The 21,229-nt window shown below is 59.1% G+C and carries 22 protein-coding genes; 12 read left to right on the forward strand and 10 right to left on the reverse strand.

Annotation, left to right across the window (positions count from 1 at the left end; all coding sequences use genetic code 11):
• Positions 1–116: 116 nt before the first annotated feature.
• Positions 117–1,064 (reverse strand): hypothetical protein, encoded by a 948-nt coding sequence (locus tag MU551_RS01630; RefSeq protein WP_247040388.1) that lies wholly within the window; start codon positions 1,062–1,064, stop codon positions 117–119.
• Positions 1,065–1,247: 183 nt separating this feature from the next.
• Between MU551_RS01630 and MU551_RS01635 the strand changes: the two genes are divergently transcribed.
• Positions 1,248–2,159: a hypothetical protein gene (locus MU551_RS01635; protein WP_247040389.1), complete on the forward strand. Its 912-nt coding sequence runs from the start codon at positions 1,248–1,250 to the stop codon at positions 2,157–2,159.
• A gap of 97 nt (positions 2,160–2,256) precedes the next feature.
• Here the strand turns inward: MU551_RS01635 and MU551_RS01640 are convergent, their stop codons facing one another.
• Entirely contained in the window at positions 2,257–5,973 is a 3,717-nt protein-coding gene (locus MU551_RS01640; protein ID WP_247040390.1) for a YobI family P-loop NTPase, read from the reverse strand.
• A gap of 1,070 nt (positions 5,974–7,043) precedes the next feature.
• Here MU551_RS01640 and MU551_RS01645 point away from each other — a divergent pair.
• From MU551_RS01645 to MU551_RS01660, 4 genes are all read left to right on the forward strand, one after another.
• Positions 7,044–7,190 carry a hypothetical protein gene (locus MU551_RS01645; RefSeq protein ID WP_247040391.1) on the forward strand — a complete coding sequence of 49 codons (147 nt, stop codon included), beginning with the start codon at positions 7,044–7,046 and terminating at the stop codon, positions 7,188–7,190.
• Between the two features lie 194 nt (positions 7,191–7,384).
• Complete coding sequence (locus tag MU551_RS01650; protein WP_247040392.1) at positions 7,385–7,597, forward strand: hypothetical protein; 213 nt, start codon at positions 7,385–7,387, stop codon at positions 7,595–7,597.
• On the forward strand, positions 7,585–7,860 hold the full coding sequence (locus MU551_RS01655) for a tetratricopeptide repeat protein (RefSeq protein WP_247040580.1): 276 nt from the start codon (positions 7,585–7,587) through the stop codon (positions 7,858–7,860). The genes MU551_RS01650 and MU551_RS01655 overlap by 13 nt, the downstream gene beginning before the upstream one ends.
• Before the next feature lie 730 nt (positions 7,861–8,590).
• Entirely contained in the window at positions 8,591–8,773 is a 183-nt protein-coding gene (locus tag MU551_RS01660; RefSeq protein WP_247040393.1) for a hypothetical protein, read from the forward strand.
• Between the two features lie 21 nt (positions 8,774–8,794).
• On the opposite strand, the gene MU551_RS01665 is transcribed toward MU551_RS01660, so the two are convergent.
• The 3 genes from MU551_RS01665 to MU551_RS01675 all read right to left on the reverse strand — a co-directional run bounded on the left by MU551_RS01665 (position 8,795) and on the right by MU551_RS01675 (position 11,133).
• Positions 8,795–9,358 carry a sensor histidine kinase gene (locus MU551_RS01665; RefSeq protein ID WP_247040394.1) on the reverse strand — a complete coding sequence of 188 codons (564 nt, stop codon included), beginning with the start codon at positions 9,356–9,358 and terminating at the stop codon, positions 8,795–8,797.
• A 189-nt stretch (positions 9,359–9,547) separates the two neighbouring features.
• On the reverse strand, positions 9,548–10,462 hold the full coding sequence (locus MU551_RS01670) for an NYN domain-containing protein (protein WP_247040395.1): 915 nt from the start codon (positions 10,460–10,462) through the stop codon (positions 9,548–9,550).
• Between the two features lie 266 nt (positions 10,463–10,728).
• Entirely contained in the window at positions 10,729–11,133 is a 405-nt protein-coding gene (locus MU551_RS01675) for a DUF7793 family protein (RefSeq protein WP_247040396.1), read from the reverse strand.
• Between the two features lie 443 nt (positions 11,134–11,576).
• On the opposite strand from MU551_RS01675, the gene MU551_RS01680 reads away from it, so the two are divergent.
• Together MU551_RS01680 and MU551_RS01685 are read left to right on the forward strand one after the other, a co-directional pair.
• Entirely contained in the window at positions 11,577–11,843 is a 267-nt protein-coding gene (locus MU551_RS01680) for a hypothetical protein (RefSeq protein WP_247040397.1), read from the forward strand.
• A gap of 26 nt (positions 11,844–11,869) precedes the next feature.
• Positions 11,870–12,346 carry a hypothetical protein gene (locus tag MU551_RS01685; protein WP_247040398.1) on the forward strand — a complete coding sequence of 159 codons (477 nt, stop codon included), beginning with the start codon at positions 11,870–11,872 and terminating at the stop codon, positions 12,344–12,346.
• A gap of 302 nt (positions 12,347–12,648) precedes the next feature.
• On the opposite strand, the gene MU551_RS01690 is transcribed toward MU551_RS01685, so the two are convergent.
• Entirely contained in the window at positions 12,649–13,065 is a 417-nt protein-coding gene (locus MU551_RS01690; protein ID WP_247040399.1) for a response regulator transcription factor, read from the reverse strand.
• 440 nt (positions 13,066–13,505) lie between these two features.
• Here MU551_RS01690 and MU551_RS01695 point away from each other — a divergent pair, with 440 nt between their 5' ends.
• Both MU551_RS01695 and MU551_RS01700 read left to right on the forward strand, forming a co-directional pair.
• A complete protein-coding gene (locus tag MU551_RS01695) occupies positions 13,506–14,492 on the forward strand; it encodes an EAL domain-containing protein (RefSeq protein WP_247040400.1) in 987 nt (328 codons plus the stop codon).
• Positions 14,493–14,813: 321 nt separating this feature from the next.
• Positions 14,814–15,098, forward strand: a complete 285-nt coding sequence (locus MU551_RS01700) for a hypothetical protein (protein WP_247040401.1) — start codon at positions 14,814–14,816, stop codon at positions 15,096–15,098.
• Between the two features lie 40 nt (positions 15,099–15,138).
• Here MU551_RS01700 and MU551_RS01705 read toward each other — a convergent pair whose 3' ends face one another.
• Both MU551_RS01705 and MU551_RS01710 read right to left on the reverse strand, forming a co-directional pair.
• A complete protein-coding gene (locus MU551_RS01705; protein WP_247040402.1) occupies positions 15,139–15,786 on the reverse strand; it encodes a helicase associated domain-containing protein in 648 nt (215 codons plus the stop codon).
• A 16-nt stretch (positions 15,787–15,802) separates the two neighbouring features.
• Positions 15,803–15,970: a hypothetical protein gene (locus MU551_RS01710; RefSeq protein WP_247040403.1), complete on the reverse strand. Its 168-nt coding sequence runs from the start codon at positions 15,968–15,970 to the stop codon at positions 15,803–15,805.
• A 137-nt stretch (positions 15,971–16,107) separates the two neighbouring features.
• On the opposite strand from MU551_RS01710, the gene MU551_RS01715 reads away from it, so the two are divergent.
• The gene (locus MU551_RS01715) at positions 16,108–16,281 is read left to right on the forward strand and encodes a hypothetical protein (RefSeq protein WP_247040404.1); all 174 of its coding nucleotides are present in this window, start codon (positions 16,108–16,110) and stop codon (positions 16,279–16,281) included.
• Positions 16,282–16,283: 2 nt separating this feature from the next.
• On the opposite strand, the gene MU551_RS01720 is transcribed toward MU551_RS01715, so the two are convergent.
• Together MU551_RS01720 and MU551_RS01725 are read right to left on the reverse strand one after the other, a co-directional pair.
• Positions 16,284–17,393 (reverse strand): hypothetical protein, encoded by a 1,110-nt coding sequence (locus MU551_RS01720; protein ID WP_247040405.1) that lies wholly within the window; start codon positions 17,391–17,393, stop codon positions 16,284–16,286.
• A 264-nt stretch (positions 17,394–17,657) separates the two neighbouring features.
• Positions 17,658–18,359, reverse strand: a complete 702-nt coding sequence (locus tag MU551_RS01725; RefSeq protein ID WP_247040406.1) for a hypothetical protein — start codon at positions 18,357–18,359, stop codon at positions 17,658–17,660.
• Positions 18,360–18,523: 164 nt separating this feature from the next.
• Here MU551_RS01725 and MU551_RS01730 point away from each other — a divergent pair, with 164 nt between their 5' ends.
• Both MU551_RS01730 and MU551_RS01735 read left to right on the forward strand, forming a co-directional pair.
• Positions 18,524–20,272 carry a hypothetical protein gene (locus MU551_RS01730; RefSeq protein ID WP_247040407.1) on the forward strand — a complete coding sequence of 583 codons (1,749 nt, stop codon included), beginning with the start codon at positions 18,524–18,526 and terminating at the stop codon, positions 20,270–20,272.
• Positions 20,273–20,455: 183 nt separating this feature from the next.
• The gene (locus MU551_RS01735) at positions 20,456–21,085 is read left to right on the forward strand and encodes a hypothetical protein (protein WP_247040408.1); all 630 of its coding nucleotides are present in this window, start codon (positions 20,456–20,458) and stop codon (positions 21,083–21,085) included.
• Positions 21,086–21,229: the final 144 nt, after the last annotated feature.

The raw sequence follows: 21,229 nt of genomic DNA on the forward strand, positions 1-21,229 counted from the left end.
TCGCGAAGAAAGACCAAGACAGATCCCCGCCCGGTGGGGGCTGTCTGTTCTTGTGAGCGAGGGTGGCTTGTGTCGCGGAGTAGTTGGTCCTGAGGTCTTGAGCCGGTGGGTATATGTCAGCGGTACCAGCCGCGGCGGGTGGGTACTTCTATCCGCGGGATTTCGTGCGGTTTCAGCGGACGTTGGGGAACCGGGCGGATGGTGTAAGGGGTGATGCGGTCCTCCTCGTGCTCCCTCTCGATCATTTCTGCGGCGCTCTTGTCAGTCCTACGGATGTGGTCCACAGCCCAGGTCAGGAGGACGTCGAGGCGATTGACTTCCGCTTCTGCAGCCAAGAGCCGTTCATGGGCGGTCACCGAGCCATAACCGCACCATTGGCGGAGGATCTCATGAATGGGTCTTTGGCGGCGCAGGTAATAGTCGTATTCAAACTCGGCTGAAGTGGCTACCTGTTCCCGGGTTTCCCAGTTTTCAATTGTTCCGCCCCGCTTGGATTTTTCTCGAGCCACTGCTTCCTCGGCCATGACGAGGTCCAGGACCGGGGCCGGGTTCCTGCGACAGGCCAGCTCCACGACAGCCAGCGCCGCACGCGGCGACAGGAACACCTCGCCGTCGTGAACCAGCCAGGAAAATCGGGCTTGGAAGGCGGCCACGGTCTGCCCGGTTAGCGTTTCGAAGGCGATGTGATCGTGGACCGTCAACGAATCGTCGCTTGAGGCGACAGACAGCTCGGCGACCTCCGAAGGTACAAGCAGCTCAAGGGCCGCCCACAGGGCCGACGCCTCATGGTCGTCGATGGACTCGGCCTTGAGCCGCCTCCAGCCATCCATGGAGGCGTTGTACGGGACTACGTCTTCCCACGGCACCTTGAGCCGCGAACGAGGGACGTTCTCTTCCCTGCCCGGTGGATAGCCGTGCAGGTGACGGATGTCGACCCGGAATCTTCGACCCTGCTGGTGCACCGCCACGATGTGCACCCGCTCGGACGGCGCATCGTCACGCAGCCTGTAGGCCCACTCTTCCCCTGGGCTGGGACTACGTGAAACATCAGCTTTTGGTTCCATAGCCGCTCATTATCCGTCCACCCCCGGCTGCTGTCTCCTAGCAGATTGGTGCCAACAAGTTAGCCGAACGAGAAACCATCAGCTGGAACTGCGCAGGACCTGATTTTTGTTCAAAGCTACGTTTTCGGGATGGTGTCCGGCTTGTTCCTAGACTTGGGTGACGCTGTGGACGAGCATTGAATAATGAGCGCCGCCGAGACTGCCCCGGTCGATGACCAGACACGTGAATCCGTAAGACTGCTGAAGCGAGTACCTGGGCGGGCGCGGCCTCAGAAGGAGGCGCTCCGGGAGTTCGAGAAGGCTGTGGCCGAGCTACGGCAGCGGTACCAGCCGGTGTTCTGGCCTTTCTTCGTCCCAGAACCCAAGGACATGTTTCGTTGGCGCGTCCAGCTGGAGTGCGGCTGCACGTTCGAGGTCTACACGCATGGGGAGGACAAGTATCCGGACGATCGCAGCTACGTCGACCCCGTCACCGAAAGCCGGCTCCCAGCCGGCGAGTACTGGTGCCCCACCGACCACGGACCTACCACCAAGCCATACCGTGACATTCTCGAGTGGGTTGACAGGAAAGTCGTGGACTTCCCGGCTGATCCTGAGGAACCGGACTACGACTGGATGGACGCCGAGGACTGGGCGAAGATCCGAAAACTTGACCCGCACACGTCGGCGTTCTGGAAGGTCAAGCTCTCCTGCGGGCACCACGACCAGGTCTGTAGCGACGTGGATTGGAAGCCTGAGGACGGGCCCAAGCTGGTGTCGGAGGAGCGTATCGCGGAGATCCGCCGTGAATTCGAGGAGATCTGGACCGCGGAAGGGCGCACCGGCTGGCCACACGAGAGCCCCGAGCGTGACCACATCCGTAAGATGATCGAGCTGCGCTGGCCTCGCCCCGAGCCCGAGAGGGACTGCTTCACATGCACGCGTGCGCGGAGAATCACCGGCTACCAGCGGATCGGTTGGCTCGTTCCGAAGACGAACCCGGCACCGGCGTCATCAGCGAACCTTGACCGGAAGAAGGTCGAAGCCCGACTCGCCGGGGCGGAGGCCGAGGTCCGCAAGCTGCGCAAACAACTCGATGACCGAAAGGACGCTTGAATCCTTAGGTAGCAGCAAAAGTTTCGCCGAGAGCCCGCGCGCGGTTCTATTGCTTCGATGGACAGCGTCGTGAATCGGCCGACTGAGTGCGTGATTCTTAGGCAAGGTTGCGGACCTTCTTCCCAGAACCCCATCCGTTCTTGACGATCTCGACCTTGCCTGAGGTCGCCAGGCGCTCGAAGAGCGTGTTGTTGGAGGAACCTGACGGGAGGTCAAACTCTACCCCCGGTCCACTGGTGAGCGTGTTGTAAGGGGAGCCGAGCAGCGCCAGCGACTCGATCAAGGACTCAGGAGTCATGTCTCGGGCACGCACCAAATGAGACAGGATCAGCTCCGGATTCTGGGTGGCTCGGGCGATACGCTGAACCTCCGCGAGGGGAAGCCAGATTTTCATCTCGCGTGCGTACTCACCCGCGGCTCGGAGCGCCCCAGCGTTGTCGTCGACCACGTACATGGCGAGTTCATTTACGACCTTCTCGCGAACACTGTGGGGTACCTGCGGGCTCGCCAGCAGGTCGGCGACGAATCCGGATACCAGGGCAGGAGTCAGGATCGATTCCATGTTCTTGGATACCGCGAAGGCCTCCGAGACCGACCTCCATCCAGCACGCGCAAAGTGCGCGAACGTGTCCGCTGTATCTGGGATCAAACTGGCTTCCAGAGCCAGCGCAAGAAGATTGTCCCCAGCCGCAACCAAGGCTGTTGCATCGACTTCGGCCGGTAGATTCAGGCTAACGGCGAGGTCGACCCGAGTCGCTGCTCGGAGATACGAGGAGGCGTTCAGGATCTGAATCGCGAGACTGTTTCTGGTGTCGGTATCGGTTTCATCGACAGACTGTAGTTCGATCGGCGTGTTTCCGTCGGGTGCCAGGAAACGGGCGAGGTGCTGATCGACTTGATTCGCCTGAACGTATGCCCAGACGTTCTCGGCTGTCGGCACCGCACGTGCCGCATTGATAACTGTCGGCCATGTCACTGAAGGCACCGTCGTGATGACGTGAAGCGCCGCGGCGGGGGAGCTGCCCATGATGACATCGCGGAGTTGTTCTTCCGTCCAGGCTTCGTGTTGCTCTGTGATGACGTCCCGGAGGACAGACTCTGTTCCCACCACATACTCGACCGGATCGTCGCCCCGAGCCGCGGCCAGGTACTCGTCCACGTTCTCATTGCAGTACAGCCAGACGTTCACCTTCTTCCTCACCTCGTCGAGAGTAGGATCGCCTTCGATACCGAGCGCGATTCTCAGATTCGACGTGGTGAGCTGGTACATCTGTTCGGCGACAATCTTCTCGCGCAGTGGTTCAGCCAGATTGTTCAAGTCGGGGACGAGGATCTCGGCCGCCTTGACGAACGACAGGACGCGCTCGGTGCGTTCGGGGGACTGCCTCTGGTTGACCGCCGTAAGGCGAGGTAGTGCGGAGGTGAGCAGTGCCACGGATTTTTCCCCGTGGTCGTAAGCTTCAGCGTCCAGCCCGTTGAGAAGCGCGGCGTCTAGCAGACTGATCCTGGTCGCCTCGTCGGGGATCCCGCTGTGGCTTGCGATGTAGTCGATCAGTCCGGGCCACGGATGGAGTGCGAGCAGTGCGACGAGCTGTTCTCGCGGGGCATCGGCCGCATTAAGGAACGCATCGAGAAACGTCTCCACGTCACGGCTGTGGTCAGCCACGATAAACGCGACGACCTTCTTCGCTTCGGACAAGCTATTGGTCAAGAGGTGGCTGTTGACCTGGATGTTGAGGGAACTGACTGAACTCGTGAAGTCAGATGGAACCTGCTCGAGTAGGTTGCTTAAGGCGTTCCTGGTCGTGAACTGGTGGTCGACGTACATCTGGTTCGGTTGAACACTGTGATTGTAGAAGAACGCGACGTCGACCCCGATGAAGCTGCCATAGAAGGTCGCAGAGTACTCTGCGTAATTGCGGTTGATGAAGCCTCGACGGACGAGATCCCGCGCCAGCTCCGACTTCAGCACTCTTGTGATCTCGTCGCCGAATTTTGGTTCACCTTCCGGGAACCGCTCGTACTTGGCCAGATCGCTGAAGTCAGCGCCACGCAAGAAGGCGATGTCGCGATCATAGTGTTGCCGCTGTCTGGCCAACTCGCTGGTGCTCGGATCGCGCCAGCGGTCGGCTTTCAGGCTCTCTGGAAAAAGGATCTCGACACGCGTTCGGTCGAGATGCACCATGGGAGGGCCGTAGTTGTTTTGTGTGGCAACGAAGCTCACGGATCCTGTCGCAGCGACATGCTTCCAGAAAGGAACAGTTGGCACATGGTCGGGTCCAAAATTTGCACCGCCGACTGAGAATTGGTTGTAGGGGTACCCCGTATTGTTTGGCAGCGTATCTCTGATTGCGATGAGTTGACGCCCCAAGATCCTTGCCGTTTCCTCTTGCGTCCGCTGTAGTTCCTCTGTGTGTACTACCTCACGGCCTTTTTGCTGCAAGAGCTCGATTGATGCTCGGACAAGATCCCGATGGCGTTGCTCGAGCTTGTCCAATGAGCTTGCCCGCTGTGAGATGGCCTCGAAGTCCGCGAGGTGGAAGTTCTTGTAGACCACCAGCGCAAACAGATCGTCGGCAGTCATACCAGGCGCAGGATTCTTCACCCAGAGCAGGTGCTCCGCGAACACGACGAACTCGTTGCAGATGTTCTTCAGTAAGCGCATGTCGGTCGTATGGCGCGCTACCAAATCCAACAGTGGACGCGTCACGGTATCCGGACCCAGCTTCAGGTCATTCAACGCGTCGACCAGGTGATCACGTGCGTTGCGGTGCGAGATGAACGGCACCATAGGGATCACGAGTTCGAAGAACTTGGTCCGGTTCGCTCGCTCTACTGCAGCAGCGGCCATATCGACGGAAGGTACGACTGCTTCAGCAGAGCCGGCCTCTCCGCTCTCAGAGGTCTCCGTTCTCTTCTCTCGTGTCTCGGGGTCCGTACCTAGCTGTTCGAAGAGGCTGTCTTTGATGGCGTAGATGAACCGGAGGGGCTGGCTCTTGCCTTCCCAGTGTGCAGACGAGTTGATGAGCGTGTTGAGCTCTCTAAGGGAATCGAAGATCTGTGGATCGTCGAAGCGATCCAGGTCCTCGAAAATAACGTATTCGGGTTCGACTGCGTCGAAGAAGGCCACGATCTCGTCCAAGAAGCCGTCGAAGTAGGTGCTTGGCTTCTCGCCGAGAGTGATGGTGGTTCCGGCAGTCGTGACCTGCGAGACGATCCGATCGCCGATAATCCATCGCCCGCCCGAGACGACAAGCACGACCAGAACGACGAATAGGACACCCAAGGCGGTCTTCACACTTGGATCCGCGGTCCCGCCGAACCACGAGTCTCCCGGCCGGAAACCGATGAGCCAGAAAAGCGCCAGCCCGATGGAGGTCAAGCCAAGAGCCTGGAGGAAAGCCCTCCTCGGGGTCAGGGGAATGGTACGGGCGAACCTGGAACGACGGAGCTTCCCAGGTTTGGCCCGGTACACCAGCTGCTTGACAAGCTCCTTCTGGATCCTGTTTGTCAGGTCTTCGTCGTCCTCATCCGGGCCCAGAGTGTTGATGCTGATGCGTAGAGTCTGGTCCTTGTGCTTGGATTCGAACTGGTCGAGCACGCTGGACTTTCCGGCACCGTAACGACCGGTAAGGGCTATGTTCCTGTTCCTTGTATCCTCTATCGCGTTTTCGAGATGTCGCACGTAACCGCTGTGTTGCGAATCCAAATATGAGGGCGCGAGAGAACGCAAGGTGACCTGGGCTCTGGCACTCGCTTCTGGTGCATTTTCGGCCTCGATCGAGCTGTCTTCAGATTCGGTAGTTTCCGTCACACTGACAGTATGTCCGGATGCCCCGACACTTTCTCTACTGACGGCCACGGATTCGGTGTGCTGCTGAAAATTTCCGTGACTGGACCGCCAACCAGATATGACTCGGCCGACGCTGTCTAGCGGCCTTCGGGGCCTGGCGACTTCGCATGCCGAATCCCCGGAGCGCTGCGACCCATTCAGGCGACATGTTTCTTGCTTGACGCAGTGGCGTGAACGGCAGGGGAGCAGCGCCTGATCAGATCGGGGAGTGGCCCCCGTCGCCAGAAACCGGACCGCGCCGGGGTTCTGCCACCAGGGTCAGAGGCTAGGGTTCGACTTCATGAAACCAGAGCACCAGGCACGCGTGTCTTGGGCATGAGGCGACTCATCTCCTACTTCAACGTTTGTAAGCTGATCTCCTATCAGATGATCCCAAGCAGGGAGCCTCATCGTCCCTTGTTGATGCCGGGAGAACGAGCAAATCGTCCATTCAGCTCATCCGCGAAGACCTAGAAAGCGCACCTGACCTGCGGAAACACCTATGCGAGGCGACCCACCCCCACTTTAAACATTTACTGGCCAGTAATGTGCTGTGGCCCACATGGGTTGTCAGGTAGTCCCCGCAAGGTATCCGTGCATGTCAGAGGCACATTTGCATACTCATCTGACAACGTTGGTTAAAGCCCGGAAACTGCGTCCTTGCGCTCCTGCCCCTTACGTTCGGCTTGTTTTGGGCGCATGGCCCAGTCCGCCGCCGAGCACAGGTACTCGCCGTCTCACCCGCCCTACACCAACGCTTCTATGGCGGATGTCTCCGGTATGTGACATTCAGGGGCCAGTAGTCATGCAGGGCATGGACTAAAACGCAGGCCAGGCATGAGTGTGGATCTGCGAGGCTCACGTCGCGTCGGCGAGCAGCTAGAGATCGTCAGCCATCTGCTTGGCCGTGCAAGCGATGATTGGCGGGACTGGTCCGCATGACCCCATGTGCACGTCGTTGGGAGCGGTCTATTCCATCCTTCAGCTTGACTGTGTAGAACCGGTTGGTTGAGCTAGGATCGGCGGGTTTGCTACTGAAAAGGGAAGTCGCATTGGATCTCACCCGGTACACCCTCGGCCTTGCTGTCCTGCTGGGCGTCATGGTCTTATCTCTGCTATGCGCACACCTCCTGTTCAGGTGGGCCCTTCACCGGGAGCACCGGGGCAGGAAGCTCTCCGCGCCCGAGGCTGCTGACTAGGCATGCCATACATTGATATAAACCCGCACAAGCAGCGACCGAAGTGGCTCGCCTACACTCTCCTTGGAGTTCTGGCGGTCGCATGTGCGGTGATCGTAACCCTGGCGCTCACGGCACGTTAGGCCGCAAGCCGGCGGGCAGGAGGCCGAGGAGCTTTACTCTCACGCATCGTACGGAAAAATAGGGTGGATAAGATGAGCAAGGACGGGGAGATCTGGCATACCGATCCAGTCACACTGCGTGATGTCCTCCTTGACCGAGCCCAGGTGGAGAGCAGGCTTGATGACTGCCCCGAGCTTGAAAAAGTGTGGGTCCTTTTGCTGCTCGGACGTGAAGAGGAAGCCGTTGCTGCAGGAAGGCTCCTGTTGGTGGCGCGGGTGACAGGTTCCGGCCGCTGCTCGTCCTAGCCCAGGCCTACCAGCGCCAGTACCGATGGCATAAGGCAGCCAAACTTCACGAGGAAGCGCTGCGGCTGGCCGGCACGCCAACTCGTGAAGCCCACGTGCGGCATCAAATCGGCAGGCGGCTCTTTGACGAGGGCAGGTATCATGATGCCGCAGCAGAGTTTGAATGGGCGTCTGACCTTTACCGGACAGCCGGCCGGGATCGGCTCGCTGAAGCATCACGCCAAGCGATGACCCGTGCCAGCGAAATTATTGGCCAGAGTTGAAAGACCGGACCCCGGCACCTGCTCGGCTAGGCAGAGAAGAGTTGTTGGTCTTGCTTGAGCCCGAGGGCCAGCTGAAGCCCCTTATCCCGAGTACAAGGTGGATCAGAACCCGCAGGAACCAGCCCATCTGGTTTCCGCCGGGATGAGTGGCGACGAGCCCTATGCCTACAACATATGCACGATATGTGGGACGGCTGAGAGTGCGTATTATCCCTTCTACCGTCGTCGTAACGACCCTCGATGATCTACGGCTTCGGTAGGTGGCCCGCTCTGCTTCGGGGGAAACGAGCGGGCCACCGCCTTGGAATTCCCGCACAAACGGTCCCGTGCGACCACCAGTCACAGCCGAGGGAACCATCCGTCGCACGACCGCTTCAGGATTCACGGACAAAGGTGGGTGCTGGGCACGGTACACGCTTACTTTCCTTGGTCGAGCCAATTCAAGACGGTAAAACTTTCTACTGGCCGATTATGGCGAACGGTGGCCTGCTACACACTTTCCTTAGCTGACAGTCCTGCCTTACCAGAGGGACGGCAACGCAGCGCCGTGTTTCTGCCTGAAGACAAAACATCGAAGCCAGGGCGGAGGATCACCGTCAGGAAGAGACCTATGGCGGGTATGTTCGAACTTTCAAAGATGAAGACTCGGGCTTCAGGTTCAGAATGACAACTCGCGATGGGACGATGGTGGCAGTCTCGCGATGTTTTTCGACATCACAGATACGCCGGAATGGGAGATATCACGGACATGTGCCCGGCACCCGCCGTCGACACCGCTGCCGAATCCAAGCCGTCTCAGGATCAGCTCCGCGCCGGTTCCCTCGTGGACGGTTCGTGCAGTCCCAACCCGACCCACCGCCTCACCGAGACATCCCGATCGGCCGGCAGAAATCAGGATCCGGCACCGAAATAAACAGCGCGGGAAAAACCAAGGCTAATCCAGAGGAAGGGTTACCGTGAACTTCGTACCGTCCGGGCTGGAATCAATCGTGATGACGCCGTCATGCTTCTGCAAGGCCAGAAGCATGGGGCCCATGCTGGGCCCGTGTTGACTGCTGTCAACGGCATTACCTTCGAAGCCCACCCCGTTATCTGCAACGGCCAGCCGGATACCGTGGTACACGGCCGCCAGGCGGATCGTCACCTCGCTGGCCTTGGCATGTTCGGATACGTTCTCGAGCGTTACCTGTGCTGCACGGTAGAGGAGTGCCGCGGACGTTGCCGGAATCTCCACGCCGTGGTGCGGAGTCTCCCATCGGATGGAGGTTCCTCCTCGACGAAGGGGAGCGGTCAGCACGTCGATACAGCCGGCAAGTCCCAAACGATGGAACTCGACGGATGGCCCGGCTGCGACCGTCCTTCCTGCCCAGTACTCGATCAGAGCTGGTGCTTGACCCATGGCTTTCCCTGCTTCTTCCAGCGGGCTCGCTGAGTTGACTTCCCAACCCGGCTTTGGCCCTGCGACTGTGATGCTGGCTTTAGACTGCCGGATCAGCATCAAGGACTCCTTGGGTTATCCACAGTTTCCAGGCAGAATTGCGCTAGGAACTGCCCTGGCGGCGCGCGAGAAGCTGAGGCACCAATGCCGCTGCCAAGCACCCATGGTGCGAGCAGGACAGGATTGTGCATTCAGTTCGCAAGCCATCGCAGCGAGCCGATGTTGGATGGGTCCCCGCCCGAGAGTGCTCTATCTCAAGGTTCGCTTATCCCGAACGAGAACTTGCTGATTCCCCCGCTTAAGTTCGAACAGACCTATCCCTTCAATGAGGTCACTCAGCTTCTGATAGCCATAGTTGCGTGGATCCAGCGATGCTTGGTTACCTATTTGATTTCCAACTGCGGAGAGGTGCGCCCAGCCATCATCTCCACTAGCAGCTTCGACAGCGTTGCGTACCAGAAGCACGAGTCTGGCGTCGCCGCGCATCTCCTTCGTTCCACCAGGCCCGTCTAAAGACTTATCAGGGATGGTGTGGGGTTGCCCCAGCCCCTCGACATAAGTGAACAGGGAGCAAGCGTTAACGAACGGCTCCGGCGTTTTTCTCTCTCCAAATCCATACACCTTTAGACCATCCGCCAAGATGCGCATCACCAACGGGGTGAAGTCGGCGTCGCTCGAAAAAAGGGCGAGCCCATCCACCGAGCCTGCCGTAAGCAGGTCCATAGCATCAATCACCATCGCCATGTCAGCCGCATTTTTGCCAGTGCTGTACGCGAATTGCTGCATGGGCCGTATCGCGTACGGATGGAGAGCAGCTTGCCATTGCTGAAGGTAGGGGCTCTTCCAGTCCCCATAAGCTCGCCGCACGTTGGCCACGCCGTGACGTGCAACTTCAGCAAGGACGAGATCGATCTTCGACGCTGGTGCGTTGTCGGCATCAATGAGCAAGGCAATGCGCTTCTCGTCAGGATTCACCTGTTGATCATGCAGGGAGACATGAGCCCGGTCAACTTGCTCTGAATGGCATCGTGAGTTGCACCTTGACAACGGAAACTTCTTGACCGCCATGAACCTGAGGGTCAGCTTAAAAAGAGTGTCCTCAGCCGAACGGGATTTCACGTGCGCACGCACGAACCGGGTTGTATGGCGTGGCGTCTGTTCCATTGTCAGAAACGTTAACGAAAGCCTTCCGCAGCAGCCGAGTACCTCCACTCGGGCCTCCGCCCTTCCCTGCCAGACAAACAGCCTCCGCGGGATGAAAAAAGCCCGCCGATGGGGGATCGGCGGGCTTTCCGAAAACAGACGCTACACGTAACCAATATAGCCATCGAGTGGATATTCCACGGGGAAGTCCGAGGCAGGCTCCATGGCGGAAAAGAACGAGGGCAGCCCCTACGTATCCCCAATCCCTCATTTCTTTATCCTTTCCGTCAGGACAGGTCTTTGTATTGCGGCACCTTCCGCTGCGGGTCGCCGTCGCGGAGCCAGGACATGGCTTTCCGGAGGGAAATGAAATACATGATCGGACACGGCGTGGCTTGACTGTGGAGAAAGAAGAGCGAAATGACGTGGTCCACGGGAGATGATCCCAGAAGTGCAATCCGGGATGCGCATGCCGGAGAGGTAAGAAGTCTTCGCGCGGATCGGGAGAAAGTGACGCTGTCGACAAGAATGAGCATGGGATAGCTCTTTCCCTGGTATCGCTCCTGAAGATGGGACAGGGCCGCGAGGGCATCATCGTCTCGGATGGTCTCGCCTGCTTTCCAGCGCAGCCGGAGGATACCGCCCCTCAGTTCAAGAGTGCCTTTGCCCTCGGCGATGTCGATCTTGGCCATTCGATCCCTTTTATTGGAAGCAATTTTTCGTAGCTGCTGGCCACATCCTACGGCGACGGCCTCACTGCATCCCCCTATTGGCCCCCGAAGCGGAGAAAAATGCCTGTCGGCAGTGCAGTTCGCCTTGTGGTTCCGATGACTTCGGGAAGCACGTTTGTGACGGTGGCCCCAGACCTCACGGGAAAATCACATCGGGGCTGTCCTCACACCGTCCCGACTTCCCTTGTCCACGGCTTTTCCCGCCTCCCCGCGGACCAGGCCGACATCCACCTCCCTGGGCGGACGGTCGGCGGTTTATGCTGTTGGAGGCTTCCGGGTAAGTCATCTTCAAAAACAGCATGCCGCGCTGGTCTCTTCGCGGCACAGATGCTTCCTGCCGCCGGTGTCAGATGCCTTGGACACATTCACTTCTGAGCTGCTTGGCCGATCCAGGAAAGAGCCGTATGAACGCAGACGAAACAGTACCCTCCCTTCAGGGCCGGATCTCCTATACGGTCGTCACGGAAGATCCCCGGACGCTGCAGGATGAGCTGGCCGCCGCCGTGGACCTGGTGAGAGGGCGGGCCGGACAGCAGGTCCGGAACGGTATTCTGATCACGCGCCGTTCCCGGTCCTTGTTCACTGTCGAACTCGACGACGAGGTCCCTTACGGGACGACGATGGAACGGGACCGGTGGCAACGCGGCGGCCCTGACCCGTCCGGGCAGTGAAGATATATGGGGGGAGTGACAGCTCTGTGAGTACAGAGTCTGATGTTTGGACCACAGACCCGGTGACGCTGCGCGACGTGGTCCTGGACGAGGAAGCCATGCAGGCCCGGCTCGGCGATTGCCCGGCCTTGGAGCGGGTGTGGATACTGTCCCTGCTGGGTCGGACCCGGGAAGCGATCGCAGAAGGCCGGGTACTGCTGGCACAATCCACGGAGCGCTTCAGACCGTTGCTCGTCCTTGCTCAGGCCTACCAGCGACAGTACCAATGGCATGAGGCGGCGAGGCTTCAGGAAGAGGCCCTGTGCCTGGCCCGGTCCCTGACCAGAGAAGCACTCGTCCGCTACCAGATCGGCAGACGCCTCTTTGATGAGGCCCGCTACAAGGACGCGGCGGCCGAATTTGAGTGGGCACGCGACCTGTACCGGACGGCAGGGCGTAAACGCCTGGCTGGGGTCTCTGGGCAGGCCCTGAACCGTGCCCGCAAACTCGCAGAAAACTCATGAGACGCGACCAGTCCAGATGTGCCCGCGTTGATGCTCTGGGAGCACCGGCGATGATTGCCGACCGAACCCGGGCCCCTATCGGGGAGGAGACCGGGCCCGGCGCTCACACCAAGGGTGAGACCACGGCAGGCATCACTCGGCACAAGGCCGGTGCCCGCCACCGGTGAGCCTACCCGCCCAGGCCGGGGGCTGTACAGGACAACGCCGACTAGACTCTCACCACCGCCGGTTTGCCTTTTGGTCATATTCCGTATGGACGTTTCTGGCAATCCGGGGAAATGTGAGAGTGGGGGTTGAGAGGTTCAAAGGGTGGGAACGGGGACGCGCGGGCTTGGTGCCCGCTTTGGTTCCCCCTGTTGTGGGCGGAGCAGTTCTTCGACGCGGACCCGCAGCGCCGCCATGCGGAAGGGCTTGGGGATGACACCGTTGGCTCCGGCGGCCAGCAGCTTGTCCGCGAGTTCCACGCGTCCTGTCAGCATGAGGATGGGCTCGCAGCTGAAAGTCCTGATCTGGCGGATCACCTCAAAACCATTGATATCGGGGAGCCCGTAATCCAGGATCACAATGCCCGGGGCCAGTTTCTGTACCGCGGCGACGCCCTTCGCACCTGTTTCGGTCAGGCGGACGAGAGACAGTCCTGAGATCTTCAAGACACCGCATACGAGATTGCCGATATCCGCGTCGTCTTCTATTACTACGGCCGTACGTGTATACCACATAGCCTATTGCCCCCCGTGGCAACACGCTGCTGCCTACGTAAGTTTACCAATAAGAAACCTCCTTTTGGGGGGTTTGGGCCGGAAAGTTTTTCCCTGTGCAACCTGGGCCAAATTAAGGACGATGCCCGCCTACGTTAGAGGCAGAGGGAAGAGAAGCGCGGGGACGGCAGGGATCCCCGGCGGCCCCTGAATGAGCCTGTCAGCATTCTCCGGAAATCCACCCCAAACCATGCTGTACCGCACCAAAGGGACAGGACTCCCACAGGAATCAGCATATAAGCGCAATTACGGCCACCCTACGGATCTTCTGCGGTTAGCGTTGGATCAGCAAGCTGGCCCGATGGGGGCGCTGTGCCAACCAGATCATCGAAGTCCTCATCAGCACACCAGCATCAGCCCCCCATCCGGGCGGGGCACCTAGGCCAAGAGGGGGAGCCGCCTTGAAGCGTCGCGAAGACCATGGATCTACACTGACCCTTCGGACGGCGGAGTACGTGCGGGGGCTGTCTGCGGCAGAAGCAATACCGCGGCCGGCAGGGCTCTTCGGAGCAAGAGCCCGCTCTCTTGAGACCTCCTCCATCTTCTCCAACCTTGATCCGCTTGTTGAAGGGCCTGAAAGCAGCATGGGCGCGGGCGTCCTGCCGGGAGCCACGGCTTCGGCGATGGACTTAATCAGGAGTCGGGTTCATACCGTGCTGAGGGATGGCTCCATGGCCACTGCGTTCCAGCCCATCTATGATCTCGCCACCGGTCACGTGGCCGGAGCCGAAGCCCTGACCAGGTTCGACAGCGGGCGTGATCCCGATGTTTGGTTCGCCCAAGCGGCCACCGCCGGACTGGCTGTGGATGCGGAGCTTGCCGCCGTTGAAGCCGCGCTGTCCGCGGCGGTCCAGCTACCCGATCTCCTGTACGTTTCTGTGAACGCCTCCCCGGTGACGTGCCTTAGCCCGCGGTTTAGTCGGCTGCTCCGAAAGGCACCGGTCCGCGCTGACCGGATCGTCCTCGAACTCACCGAACACAGCCCGGTCGAAGACTACACATCGCTCCTGAACGCCCTCGCCCCGCTACGCAGTTCCGGCATGCGCGTTGCCGTCGATGATGCCGGAGCCGGACATTCCTCAATGCTTCACATTCTGCGGCTTGCACCGGACATCATCAAGCTCGACAAGGAACTCATCACCGACATTGATACCAATCACCTGCAAAAGGCGCTCGGCCGCGCCATGGTGAATTTTGCATGCGACATCGGCGCGACCATCACCGCAGAAGGCATTGAGACCGCTGCAGAACTTGCCACCGTCACAAAGCTTGGAATGACCTCAGGACAAGGATATTTCCTCGGCCACCCAACATTGCTGCCCGACCAATGGGCACAATGGCATTCCCATCCCGGCTCGACAATGCCCATGGTCGCAGTCTCGAACTGAAGATCTAGCCCGGTCAGGGAATTACCTCGCGAGCGACTTCGCATGCTGCTGACTTCCGTCCGGCCCTGAAGAGGCGCTTCGGGCTCGGGTCGGCTGGCCGTGGCGTGATTATCAGCCATGGATGGATTGCTCCCACTCACCTCCGAATACATACCCTTGCTGAAGTGAAATGACCTGCGAAGAGTACATCGGCACCGCAGCCTAAGTTGATGCAACAAGTTCCATAGTGGGCAAGGCTGCATTTCAAACGCAACCACCTGCTGAGAAGACACGCCAGGGCACCTGCGCCATCCTGTCAGTGCCCGGGAGCACCATGGTTCTATGACGGCACCAACGGTGGAGGCAGCAATCCATGAGCTGATGGATTTCTGCTGGAATGTTGTCTACGACCTGCTGGAAGCGCGGAGCCTGCTCGGTGACGGCTTGTTCGTCGAGGAGTACACCGGAATCCACTCCTGGGTGGAGGAGTGCACCCGCTACACCGTGGTGCACTCCCGGACAGTTGCTGTCTTGTTTGTGGACACGCGGCCGGTGGACGCCATCGTGTTCCATCACGACCTCCTGGGCACAGACGACCCAAAAAGCTACTTCAGCGTGCCTCAGTAAACGACGCTGAGGTGTCTGCCTTTTTTGAGTGGCGACAAGATCATCTCTTTGCTGCCTTCTGCCTTCCCTGACGCCATCCGGGGATCACAGCATCCAGCTGGGTCCTTTTCGCTGGATTCAGCTTGCCGGCGCGGTCGTTGATGCGTTGGCTGTGAAGCCACACGCCAAGCCTTCGTTCTAACGGATCGTTGGTTTTGTTGTGCCGGGGCCAATCGTTGCCGGCAGCCCGGTACTCAGCGACCTCAGTAAGAAGCTGCGTCCAGCGCGCTTCGTCGTCAGCCTGTTTTGCCGATGGTTTCCGCCAGTTAGGTATCACGTCCAGGGCGTCAGCATAGGCAGGGGAGAGGGTGCCCTGCGCTGCTTCCTTACGGCGTCGATGCAGCCAGACCGCCAGTGCCTTTTCGCGGGCCGAGCGGCTGAAGATTGGCAACCGGCCTTCGGTCTTGTAGAAGACGATGATGTCTTCCAGGTTCCGCCGGCCAGCTGCTGTAAGACGCGGGAGTGCGGCGGGAAGCGCCGCCTGATGCTCAGCCCTGATGCGGGTATCCTGTTTTGCAGCGATGGCCAGGTGGTACCTGACCGTGGTTTCAGCGACGCCGGCGACCGCGGCGATTTTCGGCGTGGCAATGCCTTGCCGGTACATCAGCACCCACTCAGGATCGGGCGCGGTGCGCCTCGTCTGGGTCATGCGCTTGCCAGTGTCATCACCGCAGGGGGTCGCCCTTGGACGGTCCAGCCTGCTTCAGCTCAGCGATCCGCAGCCGGAGGAACACGATGACGAGGACCAGGGCGTATACCGCCAGTCCGGCCAGCACGATCGTAAAGATCGCGTACAGAACACCAATAACACCGAAGGCTGGACTTACATTCACTGGTTCCCCCCCAAAGTCGTTAGCCCTAGGCTATGCGAACCAGTCCTCGTTTTGTTGGACTGGCGTAGTGCCCTGGAAGGGCCGGGAATTGGCAGAAATCATCGTATGCTCAAAGCGATACGCTTCTACCTGATCCCATGCGGTCCGTGTGGGCTCCAGCCGTCGAGGAACGGCACAAGGTCTTCATCGCGATAGTCTGCCAGGACGGGAACCTCGATGGGGCGGAGCAGGGGATCCTTGGCGTCGATGTAGTCGCGCGCCCATGCCAGCCAGGCAAGCCCGCGATTGACCAGCTCTACATCCCGTTCTGAGGTCAGCCTCGCCTCAGTGCCTCCACGTACTTGCGCAGCATGCCGGCTTCTGCCCAGGCGTCCGCCTGAATCTTCAGCTGCTGGGCCTTGTGGTGGTCCTGGATTCGTATGCGGGCGCGCTTAATAGCTGCTTCCCACCGTCGCTGCGTTTCCTCCTCCTTGAGGCGTGCTTGCTCGCGCTTCCACGCGTTTTCCAGATGTTGAATTTCGATCTCGCGAAGTATGGCCGGCAGGGCGGTGTCGAGTTGCTGTCGCTTGCCGTCGCGAAACCGTTCTCGGCGACCGTCGGTTGAGTATTTTTGTGTCAACTCCAGTTGGAGTCGCCCCGTTGATAGGAAGTCGGTGTTGTTTACAAGCGTCCAGGACTGGTTGCGGGAGTTGTATTTGCGGATGTAGGGCCTTGCGGCTCCGCCGTTCGGGGGAAGCTCCCGCATTTCCAATGGAACGGTGGTTGTGCCGATCGTGATGGCGAAGTCGCCATCGAGAGTTGTGGTTCCGCGGGAGTTGCTGCGTTTGTGGCTCGACGGCAGCGTTACCTCATAGCCGCGAGCTGCACTTTCGGTAGCCAGCGCGTGCAGCAGTTTGGCTGCACGGGCGACGTGTTCTTTAGACACACCCTTTGTGCCGTCCCGGAACGCTTTGGCGACCGGGTGATATTTGCCCACCGAGTCCGGAATCGGGACAGGACGCTCGTCGACATCATCAGGGAAATGACGCGCCCAACGTGCCTCGTACTTTGGGCTCTGCCACGACCCGACGCTCGCTATCTCGAGCTTGTAGCCTTTCGGGCGCAGGGCTGACTTCATCACGTCACGGATCAGGGCATCGTTAGCTGCGCGGTGCGAATATCCGCCCTCGACCTCAAGGACTCCACCAGCGGCAGTGAGCTTCTGTATGAATTTGTCGGCTTCGGATTCGTGGGTGTGGTTGTTGCTATCGGAGTCATCGATGCTCTTGAGCAGCTCCACACCCAGCTGGGTGATCTTGGCCGTCCAGGTCGGACCCTTGCCGGTAATAGTGATGTATCGATCGTCCGCCAAGGCTCGGGCGGATATCCGATGGGAGTAGCCGTCGAAGATGCCATCCGGACAGCCGTCATTAACCCATTTCAAGACTTTGGACTGTAAAAAGCTGAGCGGCTTAGGGTGCTGTGGCAAAGGAATCTCCAATCGGAGTCGGTCCACGGCGCATACTAACGTCCAGAGCCAATGATCTACTCAGTCTTCAATGGATGCGACCTGTCGGCTTTTGAGAATAGCCAACTCTGGCAGCGCGGTGAACCGTATTGAGGTTTCTGGTTCTGTGCAGTGCCGATGCTCCCGGCGAGCAACCGCACTTGGTGATTTTGAGGGCACAGCGACGGCCTGCGGAATTCGTTAATTGGTAGAGCGTGAGAATTGCCTGCTAAGCCGTTGGATCCTTTTGAGCTGTCGCAATGATGCGTAGAACCCTAACCAGTCACGGATCCGGGGTTTGGTCACACCAAGTTCGGAGACGGGATGGTAGTAATCGCGGTCATTCGGACCGAACGTCTCGGGCTTCCCTTCGCGGTAGGTGATGTAGTCGTAGGGCCGTCGGCCAGGTGCTAAGTGGCGCACGAAGAAGATCGCCGAGCCGTCGTACTCGTCCCCCTCTGGCGCGATGTCTTCTATCCATTTCCATGGGATATGACCAATTTGGGCCACGTTCGGGGCGGGACGATCTGTTCTCGTAAGAGTGCGGTGCCCTCGGTCGTCGTAGTAGCTCTCTATTCCGGCTAGGATGACTTCCACTCCGTTGTGAACGATCTCGATTAGTTCCGAGCTTGAAAACATCCCGCCGCGCCAGGTCACCTTGTTGCTGCCGTCATACCCGCGTTCGTACAGCGCCGCATTCATTACGATGATTTTGCTGTTCAAACCTTCAGTGCGGATCGGCTTCAGGACGTCCCACGCCTTGCTTTCCAGTTCACGGACTCGTTCACGTTGCTGGCGGAAGGACAACTGACGGCCTATGTGAAATATGGCTAGTGTGACGCCGAGCGAAGCCACAGAGATAGCGAGAGAGACGAAATCTACCCAGGAATAGTCACCATTCACTGTGTAAGTGTACGGAGAGTAGATCGCAGGCATCAGGCCTAGGACTTCCAAATGGAAGGCTAAGCGCTTGCGTGTGGTCGTTTCGCAAACGCGTGGGCCCAAGCCGAACCGGGAATCCAGCGCGCCGATCGGCGGATCTCCGGTCTGGTTCGTAGGCTTAGATCGTGCCTACTTACGACTGGCCGCTGATTCAACAGCGAAGTGGCGACTCTATCGAGTCGCTTATTGCAACGCTCCTTCGTCGTGAATACAACGACGTGCGGCAGACTAAGCCTTCACAAGGTGATGGCGGGATTGACATTCTCCGCCTAACAGCTGACGGGTTCGAGGTTTGGCAAGTAAAAGGCTTCACCACGGCGATCTCCAATAGCCAATTCCGCCAAGTCAAGAACTCTTGGAAACGATTCATCGAGGAACACGTATGCCCCGGTGAAAAGCAAATTGTCCGCTATCACCTGGTTACCCCGTGGACACCTACCGAGGAGCGCGTCACAGAGTTCGACGAGCTCACTGCAGACGCGGGATTCCCATGCCAATGGGACGGTGATGCCTTCATTGCCGGCTTGGCGGACCGCTTTCCTGAGACCATGCAGCGGTTCACTTACGGCGAAGCAGCGTTGGAACAGTTCATTAGCCAAAAGGCCATGCTCGCTTCCTCTCCAGTCGAAAGAGGCGAATCGCTAAAGATGCTTGATGCCATAGAGACCCGGCAGGATGCCCTCAATGCTCTCCGCGACACCATCCACGACAACTACCGGATCGAGCACGGGACCCGAACTGTAGCCAACAGCCAGGAAATTCCGCTGCCGCTTGATGGTGACCCTGCAGTCTTTCGCCGGATGACCTACCTGGGAGATTCGCGTTGGAAATGCGAATCCGTCGTGCCTCGGACGCCAGACGCCGCTGAGATTGATCCCATCAGCATGGGCGTCGAGTTCCTGACGACTCCCGGGACACCCGAACACGATGCCGTACGGGCCTGGGAGGAATGGGGTATCCCGTTCAAGGACGTACGAGTCAGGACAACCATCAGCGGTGGACCATTCGCTCATGACGAGCCGCTTGATTCGGTCATCTCCATCATCGAAAGAAGCCGTAACGATGCGCCCCAGCTCTACCTGCGATGCACTGCGAGCAGCGGCCAGCGTCGATTCCGGATGCCATTGGTCGTCGCCTCGCAAACAGTTGGTACACAAACAGGTTGGCTGCGGCTAGTCCTCGACACACCGGAACGTACGCTCAACTTCGAGCTTCGTTTCAAACAAGGGGAAGGCACAGAAGCGAAGGCTGGGATGGGAAACGTTGACGGACGTGATCCAGAGACCGTCTGCGACGAGCTCGAGATGCTGGTTGGTATCCACGAAAGTGACGTCATCTCAGTGGAGACTGCCACCGGGGATCCGCTTCTTCGAGCGCATGGCACCGTTTTACCCACGGCGCTGGATGCCCTGTACCTTCCTGTCGCTCGCCACCTCACAATGCTGCAAGTTCCCACAGCTCCCGCATTTGTCATGCCATCGATCGACGAGATCACCGATGGTCAGTTCCGGCACCTCGCGCTCCTTGCAACCATCTATGACGGCATTCCGAATAGCTGGAGCTGGAAGGAACTCAGGTTCCGGGTCCCCGAGGACGAAAGGTCGGCAGAATCTTTTAGGACCGTAGTCATAGAGGCTATCGCCGGCCGTGGCAGCATAGTGCAGGTGGAGACACCGGTCTTCACTTTGGGGAACCGGACCTACACGATCGATCATCCCCTTGCCAGTACTACCCACTCGGTTCAGCTTGAATCAGGCGGCGATCCTGCAACACTGTACCCCGGAGACACAATCCGACTCGTGCCAGGGGCAGATGACTCGGTCACAACGGCGAAGGTCGTCGATTGGACTCCCGGGAGCATCCAGTTCGGCTAATTCCCTGCGAACGTTGCGTGAAGAGCATGGCAGACGACGCCCGGCTGCGTGGGAAGCAGCGGATCACCCATTCGGCGGAACCTTCGAGCATCAAGCCTTGTTGCGGAACTGGCCTCCAGCAGCGGCGCAGTGAGCCTCCGCTCATTGACCGCACAACATGCGCGCGATCATTGCACTGCCCGATTGAACCACGAACACTATTTACCTCGGAAGCAATCGTGGGGCCTGTGTGATCTGTATGTCATCATCAACCTCATGAACGACAATGACGCATATGTAATCGCCGGCAGCGACATTTTGCCCTTCGTAACCGATTGGGCTGCTGTCCTCATTGCGGGGGGCGGGGAGTCTAGGGGTTTGCTCGACCACGCATTGGACGATTCCGACTATTCCTACGGTGGTTATTTCATGATGGGGAACATTGGCTCACGAGCCACCTCACCAACAGCGACGGACGCAGAGCTGCTTCTCTTTGCGGTGCTTTCGGTTTTTCAAATGAGCGATTTTCCTGGAGTTGACCCCAAACGTTGGGAAGGAGTGGAAGCCCATCTAGATTATGCGTTCAAATACTTTAGGGAGATTGGCGAAAAAGAGGCTGCACGCAGACTCCGAGAGGACGTGGTGCGGCGCAGTTTGCGGGAAGATCCACCAATATGGAGGGAAATGAAACAAAGTCGATCTCGTAACCCTGCTCGAGAGGCGTCTCATGATCAAGATATGGCAACGATCGATCAGAGGAGTCTGCGTGCGGCGCAGCTTCTCGACCCCGAGGGTGACTTCGATAGCGAGTTGAGAGCATTTTTCCAGCTATGAGCACAGTCACCCACAATGAGGCCCGGCACTCGCGGAGATTTTGAACGAAAGCAATTGACCGTTCACTTCGGGACACCACCATGTCCGCACGAGTACGTACCGGAGTACCAATCCGGGGCTTCGAAGTCCACAAGGCGTGCGGCT

The organism is Arthrobacter rhizosphaerae, from assembly GCF_023062595.1.
Classification (GTDB): Bacteria; Actinomycetota; Actinomycetes; order Actinomycetales; family Micrococcaceae; genus Arthrobacter; species Arthrobacter rhizosphaerae.